Origin of the sequence: Bradyrhizobium ottawaense, assembly GCF_900099825.1 — a bacterium.
GTDB lineage: Bacteria > Pseudomonadota > Alphaproteobacteria > Rhizobiales > Xanthobacteraceae > Bradyrhizobium > Bradyrhizobium ottawaense_A.
This window is the reverse complement of record NZ_LT629693.1, coordinates 8,175,516-8,188,387: the sequence shown is the minus strand read 5'-3', so window position 1 is coordinate 8,188,387 and position 12,872 is coordinate 8,175,516. Positions and strand designations below refer to the sequence as shown.

Below are 12,872 nucleotides of genomic sequence, written 5' to 3'. Positions count from 1 at the left end.
ATGGTGATCGTGGTCATGGCTATGATCGTGATCATGGGCATGATCGTGCTCATGTCCCTCATGGTCATGATGGCCCGCGTCGGCGTGCGGGTGCTCGCCGTGGGCTTCGGCGGCGTGGAAGCCTTCCGCGTGTTCTTGCGAATGTTCCTGCGCCGGATAGGGCTGCGGCGCCTGCGCCGGATCGCCACCGGCATTCTCGACAACGTCGCTCTGGACGCGGTCGCCATGGCCGCGCCGGTGCGCGTTGCGATGACGCGAGCGACCGCCGCTGCGGCGGTGGCTGGAGCGGTTCTCGCTTTCTTCCTCGGCTTCGCGATGGGCGCGTTCGTCGGCCTCGATCAGCGCCTGACGGTCGGCGACCGGGATCTGGTAGTAGTCGGGATGGATTTCGCTGAAGGCCAGGAAGCCGTGGCGGTTGCCGCCATATTCGATGAAAGCCGCCTGCAGCGATGGCTCTACGCGCGTGACCTTGGCGAGGTAGATATTGCCCCGCAGTTGTTTGCGCTGGGCGGTCTCGAAATCAAATTCTTCGACGCGATTGCCGCGGACCACAACGACCCGGGTCTCTTCCGGGTGGGTGGCATCGATCAACATCTTGTTGGGCATTTTGGAGCTCTTGACGGCGGCGGGCGCGGTGCATGGCGCGCGCAAATTGCGCGGCCCGGTGACGCGACGGTCCACCTGATTCGGGGGTGAGGGGAAGGCCAAAACGCAAACCTTGGCGCCGCGCCGAACGGTGTCCCACCGGAGCGAGACGACGCGCGAAGCTTTCGCTTCGCGTCGGCGCGATCGTTCCGTGGATCTTGGTCGGCAATACAGTCTGGCGCATCAAGCGTCGGCCCGTCTGAACATGTTGGCGGCAAAAAGATACCGCCTTGTCTCTTCGCCGAAAGCCCCGGCGCGGCGCCAAAGCGCCCGCCGGCCATCGCATATCGGACCGTTTCGGGTCCGGATAATCAGTTCTGCCGTGTCTCAAACCGTCCCTGGAGCAGAAAGGTACTCAACAAGTACCTGTGGGACCGGACGCCGCTCGGGCTCGAAACCGCCACTCCGTGTCAGCCGCGCGCGGCGCTGGCCGTGGAGGGATCGGGAAAGACGCTGGACACTTCAACTTCGAAGGATCCGGCGCTGCACCGGGAGGCTGAACGCGACACAACCGGGAGTATTAGCCTTCAGCACCCCGTACATACGTGGATCGGGGCCTCCGTGCAAGGGAAGCATCCGGCAAGCGTCGCTGCGCAGCAACACTCGTTCCTTTTCGTGGCCACGGGCTTAAGGTCCGATTAACCCTGTGGTTCTAATGCGGTATTGAGGGGTCTCCGGAGGCACCGAATCGTTGGCCAACCGCGCAAATCACCGTGTTTTGCTGGGATACGGCCTGTTGTGCGCCGCAGCATTGCTGTGCGCCGAAACCATCGGCCCGAGCGCGGCCGAGGGACCTGCCGCCGGTTCCGCCGTCCCGACCGCCGCTTTGGCGTCAGCGGGGGTGAGTTTCCCGACCGCCTCTGACGCCCGCCTCGCGGGCGACGCACGGCAGACCCGTTTTATCCTCGATCTCGACCGGACCATCCCGTTTCGCGCCTTTGCGCTCGCCGATCCCTATCGCGTGATCCTCGACATTCCCCAGGTCAGCTTCAAGCTTGCCGCCGGCACCGGCGCCGCGGGGCGGGGGCTGATCAAGGCGTTCCGCTACGGCCTTGTCATGCCCGGCGGTTCGCGAATCGTGTTCGATCTGACGGGACCTGCGAAGATCGCCAAATCCTATGTGCTGGAGGCGGCCAACGACCAGCCGCCGCGGCTGGTGATTGAATTCGAAGAGGTCGACCGCACCGCCTTCGTCCAGTCGCTGGCGCCGGAGAATCGCCCCGAGCTGCGGCCGGCGATTGCCGATGCCAATGCGGCCGTGGCGCCGGTGGACGCCTCGGCCGCGGCCAAGTCTGCTGCTGACAAGTCTCCTGCTGAAAAGTCTGCTGCGGCCAAGTCTGCTCAAGTGACCGATACGAGGCCGCTGATCGTGATCGATCCCGGCCATGGCGGCATCGACAACGGCACCCAGGCCGGCGGCGACGTCATGGAAAAGAACCTGGTGCTGGGATTCGGCCTTGCGCTGCGCGATCGGATCGAGAAATCGGGCAAATTCCGCGTCGTCATGACCCGTACCGACGACACCTTCATTCCGCTGAATGACCGTGTGAAGGTGGCGCGCAACCAGTCGGCGGCGCTGTTCGTCTCGATCCATGCCGACGCCTTGCCGCGTCACGAGGGTGACGCCCAGGGCGCCACGATCTACACGCTGTCCGACAAGGCCTCCGACGCCGAGGCCGAGCGGCTGGCGGAGGCCGAAAACAAGTCCGACGCGATCGGCGGGGTGAATCTCACCGACGAACCGACCGAGGTCGCGGACATCCTGATCGATCTGGCGCAGCGCGAGACGCGAACGTTTTCAAACCGGTTCGCCCGCCTGTTGATGGGCGAGATGAAGAACACCGCGCGGATGCACAAGCATCCGCTGAAGTCGGCAGGCTTCCGGGTCCTGAAGGCTCCCGACGTGCCGTCGGTCCTGGTCGAACTCGGCTACGTCTCGAACAAGGGCGATCTCGAACATCTGGTGTCGGAGAACTGGCGGACCAAGACGGTCGGATCGATGGCGCAGGCGATTGATGCATTTTTCGCCAAACGGCTGGCAACTGCCGGAACAGCCAAATGAAAAGTCGCAAGAAAAGTAGGGTCAAAAGCATACCGCCATCTGCTCCAAGCCCTAGTTTGGCCACAGCGGCAAAGGTATAAAAAACCACCGCAGGGTCTTTGGAATCGGCCAGTATTGTGCCGTCGACCCGATTGATTGATAGACCGCTGATCGACAGGCCGCGCGATGGCGGCCGGTTGGGTGTAGATTTTAGCTGCTGGACTGACGCCACTGATCACGGCGCGAGGGAACGGAACTTCAATGCGCTTGCTGGTGCGATTCCTGGGTTTCTTGTTCGCCGCCGGAACCGTCGTGTTCCTGGTCGGCGTTGCCGGCGTTGCGGGCGCGATCTGGCATTTCTCCAAGGACTTGCCGGATTATTCGCAGCTTCAGGATTATGAGCCGCCGGTGATGACGCGCGTGCACGCTTCCGACGGCGCGCTGCTCGGCGAATACTCCAAGGAGCGCCGCCTCTATCTGCCGATCCAGGCGGTTCCAAAGCTCGTCATCAACGCCTTCCTCGCCGCCGAAGACAAGAATTTCTATGAGCATGGCGGCATCGACTTCTCCGGCATGGCCCGCGCCGCGGTGCTGTATGCCCAGAACTACGGCTCCAACCGCCGGCCGCAGGGCGCCTCGACCATCACCCAGCAGGTCGCCAAGAACTTCCTGCTGACCAACGAGGTTTCGTTCGCCCGCAAGATCAAGGAAGCCTTGCTGGCGATGCGCATCGAGCGCGCCTATTCGAAGGATCGCATCCTCGAACTGTACCTCAATGAAATCTATCTCGGGCTCGGCGCCTATGGAATCGCGGCGGCCTCGCTGGTTTACTTCGATAAATCGGTGAACGAACTCACGGTCGCGGAAGCGGCCTATCTGGCGGCGATGCCGAAAGCCCCGGGCGCGCTGCACCCGGTGCGCAACCGCGACCGCGCCATCGAGCGCCGCAACTACGTGATCGACCGCCTGCTGGAAAACGGCTGGATCAAGCAGGCCGACGCCGACAAGGCCCGCAAGGATCCGCTGATTGTCAGCAACCGCGGCAACGGCGCGCATATCTTCGCCGGCGAATATTTTGCCGAGGAAGTCCGTCGCGACATCTTCGAGCGTTACGGCGAAAAGAAGCTTTACGAAGGTGGATTGTCGGTCCGTGCCACGCTCGATCCGAAAATTCAGGTGATGGCGCGCAAGACCATGGCGGCCGGCCTCGTCAACTTCGATGAGGCCACCGGCTGGCGAGGTGCGCCCAGCAAGCTCGACATCTCCGGCGACTGGGGCGTGAAACTCGCCGACATCAAATCGCTGGGCGACATCGCGCCCTGGCGCATGGCCGTGGTGCTGGAGACCTCGGACCAGTCGGCGCGGATCGGCTTTCAGCCGGCCCGCGAACTTGGCGGTGCGGTCTCCAAGCAGCGGCAGACCGGCATCATCGCGATCGACGGCGTGAAATGGGCCAAGGCCGCGTCCGGACCCGCAAAGGGCAGGACGCCGACGTCGGTGGCGCAGGTGCTGGCGCCGGGCGACGTGATCTATGCCGATCCGCTGTTCGGCAAGGACGGCAATGCCGTTGAAGGCCAGTACCGGCTGCGTCAGTTGCCGGAAGTGTCCGGCGCGATGGTGGCGATGGACCCGTGGACCGGGCGCGTGCTGGCGATGGTCGGCGGCTTCTCGTTCGACCAGAGCCAGTTCAACCGCGCCACCCAGGCCTATCGGCAGCCCGGTTCGTCGTTCAAGCCGCTGGTCTATTCGGCGGCGATGGACAATGGCTACACCCCGTCGACCGTCGTGGTCGACGCCCCGATCGAAATCGACCAGGGGCAGGGCGCCGGCGTCTGGCGTCCGGAAAACTATTCGTCCGGCAAATACCAGGGACCGGTCACGCTGCGTAACGCGCTGCGGCAGTCGCTGAACACGGTGACGGTGCGGCTGGCGCAGGATATCGGCATGCCCCTGATCGGCGAATATGCCAGGCGTTTCGGCGTCTACGACGAACTTCCGAATTTCCTGTCCTATGCGCTCGGCGCGGGCGAAACCACCGTGATGCGGATGGTCACGGCGTATTCGATGTTCGCCAATGGCGGCCGTCGCGTGAAGCCGACGCTGATCGATCGCATCCAGGACCGTTACGGTCACACCATCTTCAAGCACGACGCGCGCGAATGCCGTGGCTGCGACGCGCCGGCCGGCTGGAAAAACCAGCCCGAGCCACAACTGGTCGATCGCCGCGAGCAGGTGCTGGATCCGATGACCGCCTACCAGATCACGTCGATGATGGAAGGCGTGGTGCAGGGCGGCACGGCGATGGCCGTGAAGGAAGTCGGCAAGCCGATCGCCGGCAAGACCGGCACCACCAACGATGAAAAGGACGCGTGGTTCGTCGGCTTCTCGCCGGACCTCGTGGTCGGCATCTATGTCGGCTACGACAAACCGCGCAACCTCGGCCGTGGCGCGACCGGCGGTCATCTGGCCGCTCCGATCGCCCGCGACTTCCTCAAGCTCGCGCTTGCCGACAAGCCGCCGATTCCGTTCAAGGTGCCGGCCGGTATCAAGCTGGTTCGCGTCGATGCCAAGTCCGGCATGCGCGCCGGTCCCGGCGACGGCGGCCGCACCATCCTGGAAGCGTTCAAGCCGGGCACGGCGCCGCCGGATAACTACTCCGTCATCGGCGTAGCCGATGCGGACGGGCAGCGGATGATTCCGCAAGGCACCACGCCCGACGCCGGCAACATCATGCGCCCCGGAACCGGCGGGCTGTACTAAAGCGTTTTCCAGCGAAGCATGCCCTCGGACTTGATCCGTGGGTGGATACCGGTCCGCGTCAAGAAAACACGTCAAATCAAAAATCTAGAGCCCCGTTCCGATCCTATCGGAGCGGGGTTCTAGCCCGCGTGTAGCAACTAAACCCCGGCCCATAAGCCCGGGGTGATTGCGCTTTGCGGCGGACGCCGCTACATCCCTCGGAACTCATTCATTCGCGGTTTAGCCGCAGATCAGAGAGACCATGCGCGCCGAAATCGAACGCCTCGTTGAAGAGATCGAGCAGTCAGTCGGGCTGCTGAGGAGGCATCTTTGACGTCGACCAATCGACGGCACGCCTCGAGGAGCTGAACAAGCTCGCCGAAGACCCCAATCTCTGGAACGATCCGCAGAAGGCCCAGAAGCTGATGCAGGAGCGCACCTCGCTGGTCGATGCGCTTGAAGGCATCGGCAAGGTCGAGCGCGAGCTCAGCGACAACGTCGAAATGATCGAACTCGGCGAGTCCGAGAACGACGAAGGCGTGGTCACCGAGGCCGAGAACGCGCTGAAGGCGTTGAAGAAGGAAGTCGCCCGCCGCGAGCTGGAAGCGCTGTTGTCGGGCGAGGCCGACCGATTCGATTCCTATCTCGAGGTCCATGCCGGCGCCGGCGGCACCGAAAGCCAGGACTGGGCCTCGATGCTGCTGCGCATGTATACGCGCTGGGCCGAGAAGCACGGCTTCAAGATCAAATACCTGGAAGAGACCCCGGGCGAAGAAGCCGGCATCAAGTCCGCCACCATCCAGATCTCAGGGCACAATGCCTATGGCTGGCTGAAGACCGAAGGCGGCGTGCACCGGCTGGTGCGGATATCGCCGTTCGATTCCAACGCGCGACGGCACACCTCGTTCTCGTCGGTGGCGATCTTTCCGGTCGTCGACAACAGCATCAAGATCGACATCGCCGAGTCCGACGTTCGCACCGACACCATGCGTTCGGGCGGCGCCGGCGGTCAGCACGTCAACAAGACCGAATCCGCGGTCCGGCTCACGCATATTCCGACCGGCGTCGCGGTGGTCTGTCAGGCCGGCCGCTCGCAGCACAAGAACAAGGCGCAGGCCTGGGACATGCTGCGCGCCCGGCTCTACGAAATCGAGTTGAAGAAGCGCGAGGAGCAGGCCGCCGCCGATCAGGCCGCCAAGACCGATATCGGCTGGGGTCACCAGATCCGCTCCTATGTGCTGCAGCCCTATCAGATGGTGAAGGATCTGCGCACCGGCGTGCAGACGTCGGATACATCAGGCGTGCTCGACGGCGATCTCGATGAATTCATGGCGGCCACGCTGGCGCAACGTGCGTTCGGCACCTCGCCCGGCGCGGTCGACGATGTTGACTGACCTATGAGCAAAGTCGCTTTCATCGGTCTTGGCCGCATGGGCCACGGCATGGCCGGCCGCTATCTCGATGCCGGCTTTGACGTCGCGGTGTGGAATCGCAGCAAGGCGAAAGCGGACGACCTGATCGCGCGCGGCGCGCGTTTTGCGCGATCTCCGGCCGATGCCGCCGGTGGCGCCGATGCGGTCGTGACCATGGTCGCCGACGACGAGGCGTCGCGCAGCGTCTGGCTCGGCAACGACGGCGCTGCGGCGAACATGAAGCCGGGGAGCTTCGCGATCGAATGTTCGACCGTGTCGCACCAGCACGCGCTCGACATGGCGCGCGAATTGCGCGGGCGGGGACTGGTCTATATCGATTGCCCGGTCACCGGCCTGCCGGAAGCCGCCGCCGCCGGCAAGCTGACGCTGCTGGTCGGCGCCGACGCGGCCGATCTCGAAAAGGCGCGGATATATCTGGCGCCGCTCAGTACGACGGTGCGCCATTTCGGCGCGGTCGGCAGCGGCACGGTGTTCAAGCTGATCAACAATCTGATCGGGGCGGTGCAGATCGCAAGCCTCGCCGAGGGCGTTGCGATTGCCGAACAGGCCGGCCTCGACATGAAGCTGGTGGCCGAAGCGCTGGCGACCGGAGCGGTGGCAAGCCCGCAGGTGATCCGTCACTCCAGGCGCATGATCGCGCGCGACTTCTCCGGCGCCTCCTTTACCGCAGCGCTGCGCCACAAGGATGCGGCCTATGCCGTGGCGCTCGCCGAGAGCCTGCTGCCGGGCGTGCCGGTCAGCCGGGCTGCGCTCGCCGCCTACGACAGAGCGAAGGCCCACGCGCCCGACGAAGACGAGGGCAGCATGATCGCGATCGTCTCACAGCCGAAATAGCCGGCGTCGCGAATTCGTGTCCGGGAATCGGGTGGGCAAGCCTGCCGCCGCGGAATACATCTGCGTAACCGCAGATATGAGCCGCAATGACCGCCAATGACACTTCGATAGACACCCGCGACTGGCCGCTGCTGGGCCTGCTCTCGGTGCTCTGGGGCGGCTCGTTCTTTTTCAACGGCGTGGTGTTGCGGGAGTTGCCGCCGCTGACGCTGGTTTTCCTGCGGGTGGCGCTTGCGGCCGTGATGCTGTTGCCGCTGCTCTGGCTCTATCGGATTCCCTTTCCCAAAGGCCTGTCCGGCTGGAAGCCGTTTTTCGCAATCGGGTTTCTCAACAACGTGCTGCCGTTCGCGCTGATCGTGACCGGACAGACCTATATTCCAAGCGGGCTGGCTTCGATCCTGAACGCAACGACGCCATTGTTCGCTGTCGTGGTGATGGCGGTGGCCGGGGAGGAGAAGTTGCAGGCGCATCGGGTTGCTGGCGTCTTGGCCGGCCTGATCGGCGTAGCCATTCTGCATGGCGGCGGGCTCGGGTTTGAAAGCGGGCAGGGCCTCGGCATCCTGCTGTGTCTTGGTGCGGCTTTCAGCTACGGACTGTCAGCATTGGTGGCGCGGCGACTGCCAGCAGACGCGCCACCGCTCGGTACCGCGACATTCCAGATGCTGGCCTCGGCCGCCATGATGACTGTTGTCGCCGGCCTCGTCGATCGTCCCTGGCAGTTGCCGATGCCGGCGCCGACGACCTGGCTCGCGGTGATCGGTTTGGCCGCGTTATCGACCGCGCTCGCTTATATCGTGTTCTTTCAGATCATGCAGCGCTCGGGCGCCACCAACGTCATGCTGGTGACGCTGCTGATCCCGGTGACGGCCATCCTGCTCGGCTATCTGATGCTGGGCGAGCAAATTTCCGCGCAGGAAATTGTTGGCGCGCTGGTGATCGGCAGCGCGCTGCTGTTGATCGACGGGCGGGTGCTGAAATTCTTGCAGCGATGACTGCGGGCGAATGTCACGCGCGAGGCGTCAGCCGTTGAAACGGATTAACCGAGGAGCCTCTTTCATCCACAATTCGACAGCATCTTCTGGAGTATTGCCTCGACCGTGTGCGGCCAAATCCCAAGTTCAACAAATCCAGGCATCTCAGGCGATGACACGGTGTCGATTTGCATCAGTTCCACTTGATTGCGCGTGAGGAGCGGGCTTGGGAACATTTCGGAGGCCCTTGCGAGTGCATTCCAAACGGCAAACGGAATTGGAATCAGTCGGGGCGCAAGTCCTGCCTGGTGCGCAACAACTCCAAGAAACTCTTCGTAAGAGTAGACGCGCGGGCCGCCGAACTCGAAGATCGTTGAAGGCGTTTCCGCTCGCTGCATGATCCGGCCAATCGCCTCCGCAACATCCTCCACATAGGCCGGCTGCAATCTGGTCAGGCCGCGGCCGAACGTCGGATAGATCGGAAGCTGGCGAAGGAGCTTGAGGATGGTGGTGAGAAACGCGTCGTCCGGTCCGAACATCACCGCCGGGCGAACGAAAAGTGCATCGCCGAAGGCGGCCCGGACCGCCAGTTCGCCTTCTCCGCGCTTTCGGATGTACCGTGATTGTGAGGTGGCGTCGGCGCCGATTCCTGAAATGTGAATGAGCCGATCGACACCGGCACGGAGTGCTTGAGCCGCTACCCGTTGGGCAGCCTCGACGTGAACGGAATGAAACGTCTCCTCTCCGTGCTCGACGTAAAGGCTAACCGCATTTACAACGCCGTAGGCGCCGGCAAGCGCATCCGCGACTGACCGTTCGTCGTGAATGTCGGCCCATACGGATTGGAGCTGCGGATCATCGGGACCAAACAGTCTGTGCTCCCGATCCGGATGCCTTGACGCGGTACGAACAGGAAATCCGTGAGAGCGCAAATACCGAACGATGCGGCGGCCGAGAAAGCCGGTTCCGCCGAACACGGTGACGGTGCGATCGTTCGTTGCCACCATGATTCAATTCGCCAATTCATGTGGAATCGAACGGTCCTCCGGATGCGGCGGCACCCGCCACTAGCTATTGATTCTTTGCCGGCGCGCCCGGAAGCACGGCTGCCACACCTTTCGGATTGATGTTGAAGGCCAGGAATATCAAGGGCTCGTTGCCTGGGTTTCCCCATTGGTGCACGAGGGCGTACGGTTCATAGATCAGGGAACCTGGTCCTCTTGCTTCCGTCTTGCCGTCGACCGTGTTCGCGCCGGTGCCGGAGATGATAAAGTATAGAGCTGCGCCTGACCGATGGTGCGGCGGGTTGGAGGGCATCTGTGCCGGAAATGTGACTCGTGTGAGATTGAGATCATAACCGCCTGGCTTCAGGTCGAGGATTGGAGTCGAAGTGCGATATAGCTCTCTCACAGCGGCAGGCGCCGTCTCGACAGGCCGACCCAAGTCCACTGCCGGGACAAGGAAGAAGTGGAGGAAAGTCGATGGCCCTCTGCTGCCCGCCGTCAGCGCCGCGGTCTTTCCGCTGGCGACGAACAGCCCCTCTCCGCCGTTGAGCATTTTGGCTTCGCCATCGAGCGCGACCTCGGTCGATCCGGACATCTGGTAGAGGATGCCGTTGGCCGCGGAGACGTCGCTCTTCTCGTCCGGCTGAAGAGTGACGCTCACCGCTTTGAAATGGAGCGGTACGTCGGTGACGGTCGGCAGTGTGGTTGCGGCGACCACTGTTCGTGTAATTGCCGGTGCAGCGGGGGTTGTTTGTGCGGTCGCCGAGGCGGGAAGCGCCATCGCGCCGAGCAACAGAAGTCCGGTTGTCCTGAAGTGCATGATTGCCTCCCAGGTTCAGCGGATAATCGGAGCACCATACACTCTCCCAGCGCCTCTTGGAATGGCAGGCCGCTCCGAGCTGCTACTGGACGGAAACCGGGAGCAAAGGCTGAGCGAAGCTGAGTTCGTGGCCGTCGGGGTCATTGAGGTGGAAGAAGCGCTCACCCCATTCGGCGTCGTGAGGCACGGTGGCTTGCTGGTATCCCGCTGCGAGCGCACGGTCGTAAAGTGCGTCAACATCGGCGACGTAAAAAATTACCCGCCCCCACCAGGACCAGCGCCGCTCGGCAGGCTGGGCGATGAGATTGAGATAGCTCGTCCCTGCTTGAAAGCTGGTGAATGAAGACTCTTCGCCGCCATACAGGACCTCGAACCCTAGCGCGCGGTAGAACCGGACAGCTCGTGGCATTTCGTGGGTGCCGAGTGTGACCGCGCTGATCCCCTCGATCATGGGCAGAACTCTCCCGTTTCATTTTCCCCGCGCCGTTGCCAGGCCCCAGACTGGCAATTGGTGGCGGACGCTCACCGCATCGGGCGGGAGTTTCCGGTTTCGCAATTTCCGCGAGGCGCTTACCTTCCTTCCAAATATCTGCGAATTAACTCGCGTTTGAGACCCCAGGCGGCGCATAATCAAACAATCACCGCTCCGCCTCCTAGGCATTACCGGTGACAGAGAGTGTTGCGCTCCCGCCTGTTCGAGGGAAGCATCATGCCCCAATCTCAACGCCTGTCGTCCGTCGTTCCATTCGCTGCAATTGAGCGCCCCGCCTGTCCGAGGTGCAAGGCCCAAATGATGCTCGTCAGCATCGAGCCAGCACGCGCCCGGGGCGTCGACTTGCATACGTTTGAATGCGCTGTCTGCAATCAGGTACTTACGACCTTTGTCGCGTTTGAAGACTCCATGAAGTCCAAGGGCCTTGGACGCTGGCTTCAAGGCGATCTGCACCGACGGAATTAAGGCCCGCCGGCGGGTCGGGCGGCGCGGGACTAGCTCGCGCCCTCGTTGTCAGATCTCCTCGGTTTCAACCTCCGGCTGGCTGCGGTAGGCGTCTCGGAGCCACAGGCGATTGGGGAGACCGTCCGCGCTATACGCGCGCGAGCCGCCGGGCTACCCCAGCGGCTCAAGCGTTGCGTAGCGATGTGGTGCGACGCGCAGCGTCGCGTGGCGGAACGTTGCGATGCGCCGGAGCGCGTCGCGTTACCTGCCGTGACGTCGATAAGTCCTACGCGTCTCATCGACGACTCCAACATGGTGCAGTCGCGAGGCGACTTCAAGACAGCGCTGCTGCCATAAAACGTGCGCCATCTCTTTATGGTGCCATCTCTTCATGATCGTGCCTAAGAAGGCCGCAACTGCCGCAACGAGATGTAAGTAACAAAACCATGCAACATCAGCGCCGACCTATTCAAGGAGTGAAGAGCTTTCGCCTGCTGCCGGGAAGGGTGAACGCTCAACACCAGGAGCATCGGAACTTCCTGAAAGCAATTGAATGCGATGTCGTAGCCCAGCAAGCGTTGGTGTCGCGCGCAGTTGGTGGCGGCGTCGCGCCTAATTTGGACAGCGTTCCTAACAGGCTTACTGCGTGAGATAGTTGCCCAAGAGCGGTTTCAGCCTCCAAATAATCTGGATGACGGCGGGACGATCACACAAAAGACCCGGCTAGGCGCGAGAGGTGAACGGGCGATGCTGGGTTGGCTACGGAAAACGAAGTTCCCGCTTGGACCGCAACAGATATCGGTCAACTAAAGCCTCTAACAACGCAAAAAGCCGGCGCTACGAAAATCGCAAAGGCATTGAATCGCACTCCGGGTGCGAAAACAGTAAAAGCGCATATGCATATGTTGGACGTGTCGCTTAGCACGAGGGGGTAACTGAAGGCAAAGGTCGCGATAATCAGCAAGTGGTCTGCCACATCTGAACTGAACGGCTTTCTTTTTGATTTGCCGGAACGAACCTCCGTATGCTCGGTTGTCATATGTTCCCGACCATTAAGGAGACGGGATGACAAACAGAATGATCCCAACAAGTATGGTCAGCAGAATCGACAGGGCGATTAATCCGCTAAGTCCGGCCAGAACCCGCATCAGACGCCTAGCCAACAGACGCAAAATCCAAACCAGAGCGGCTAGCAGAGCGGCGGCTAACAAAGAGATCCGCAACGCTAATGGAAACGAACTGCTCGCTTCGACGGGAATTGCATGAAAAGTCTCTTGTCCGTGCTCGGCGCAAAGGCTGACCGTATTTACAACGCCGTAAGCGTAGGCAAGCCAGACGGCATCCCGGCCTGTGCCCGTCTTGATGACTGCTTGCCGCCCAACTAACCGCTTGAGCGATGTTAGTTCCATGTTGGTGAGGGCTTCCCCAGCTTGTCGTCGTCTTCCTCG

General features: G+C 62.4%; 10 protein-coding genes. 6 read left to right on the top strand and 4 right to left on the bottom strand.

The features are described 5' to 3' along the window. Positions 1 to 15: 15 nt before the first annotated feature. The 6 genes from BLR13_RS42365 to BLR13_RS38690 all read left to right on the top strand — a co-directional run bounded on the left by BLR13_RS42365 (position 16) and on the right by BLR13_RS38690 (position 8,684). Positions 16 to 696, top strand: a complete 681-nt coding sequence (locus BLR13_RS42365; RefSeq protein WP_283808261.1) for a hypothetical protein — start codon at positions 16 to 18, stop codon at positions 694 to 696. Positions 697 to 1,336: 640 nt separating this feature from the next. Next, entirely contained in the window at positions 1,337 to 2,707 is a 1,371-nt protein-coding gene (locus BLR13_RS38710; RefSeq protein WP_074829041.1) for an N-acetylmuramoyl-L-alanine amidase, read from the top strand. 240 nt (positions 2,708 to 2,947) lie between these two features. Further along, positions 2,948 to 5,446: a penicillin-binding protein 1A gene (locus tag BLR13_RS38705; RefSeq protein WP_074829044.1), complete on the top strand. Its 2,499-nt coding sequence runs from the start codon at positions 2,948 to 2,950 to the stop codon at positions 5,444 to 5,446. Between the two features lie 241 nt (positions 5,447 to 5,687). Further along, positions 5,688 to 6,819, top strand: a protein-coding gene (prfB, locus tag BLR13_RS38700) for a peptide chain release factor 2 (protein ID WP_143039817.1) whose coding sequence is annotated in 2 segments (ribosomal slippage) — positions 5,688 to 5,756 and positions 5,758 to 6,819 — 1,131 coding nt in all. Because the reading frame shifts where the segments join, the coding sequence is not laid out codon by codon here. Positions 6,820 to 6,822: 3 nt separating this feature from the next. After that, positions 6,823 to 7,692, top strand: coding sequence for an NAD(P)-dependent oxidoreductase (locus BLR13_RS38695; RefSeq protein ID WP_074829048.1), 870 nt, complete (start codon positions 6,823 to 6,825; stop codon positions 7,690 to 7,692). 86 nt (positions 7,693 to 7,778) lie between these two features. After that, on the top strand, positions 7,779 to 8,684 hold the full coding sequence (locus tag BLR13_RS38690; RefSeq protein WP_074829050.1) for a DMT family transporter: 906 nt from the start codon (positions 7,779 to 7,781) through the stop codon (positions 8,682 to 8,684). 62 nt (positions 8,685 to 8,746) lie between these two features. On the opposite strand, the gene BLR13_RS38685 is transcribed toward BLR13_RS38690, so the two are convergent. From BLR13_RS38685 to BLR13_RS38660, 4 genes are all read right to left on the bottom strand, one after another. Continuing rightward, the gene (locus BLR13_RS38685) at positions 8,747 to 9,670 is read right to left on the bottom strand and encodes a complex I NDUFA9 subunit family protein (RefSeq protein WP_074829053.1); all 924 of its coding nucleotides are present in this window, start codon (positions 9,668 to 9,670) and stop codon (positions 8,747 to 8,749) included. Between the two features lie 64 nt (positions 9,671 to 9,734). Then, positions 9,735 to 10,487, bottom strand: a complete 753-nt coding sequence (locus BLR13_RS38680; RefSeq protein WP_074829055.1) for a cupin domain-containing protein — start codon at positions 10,485 to 10,487, stop codon at positions 9,735 to 9,737. Positions 10,488 to 10,569: 82 nt separating this feature from the next. After that, positions 10,570 to 10,938: a VOC family protein gene (locus BLR13_RS38675; protein ID WP_074829057.1), complete on the bottom strand. Its 369-nt coding sequence runs from the start codon at positions 10,936 to 10,938 to the stop codon at positions 10,570 to 10,572. 1,538 nt (positions 10,939 to 12,476) lie between these two features. Next, on the bottom strand, positions 12,477 to 12,833 hold the full coding sequence (locus BLR13_RS38660) for a hypothetical protein (protein ID WP_074829060.1): 357 nt from the start codon (positions 12,831 to 12,833) through the stop codon (positions 12,477 to 12,479). Between the last annotated feature and the right edge of the window lie 39 nt (positions 12,834 to 12,872).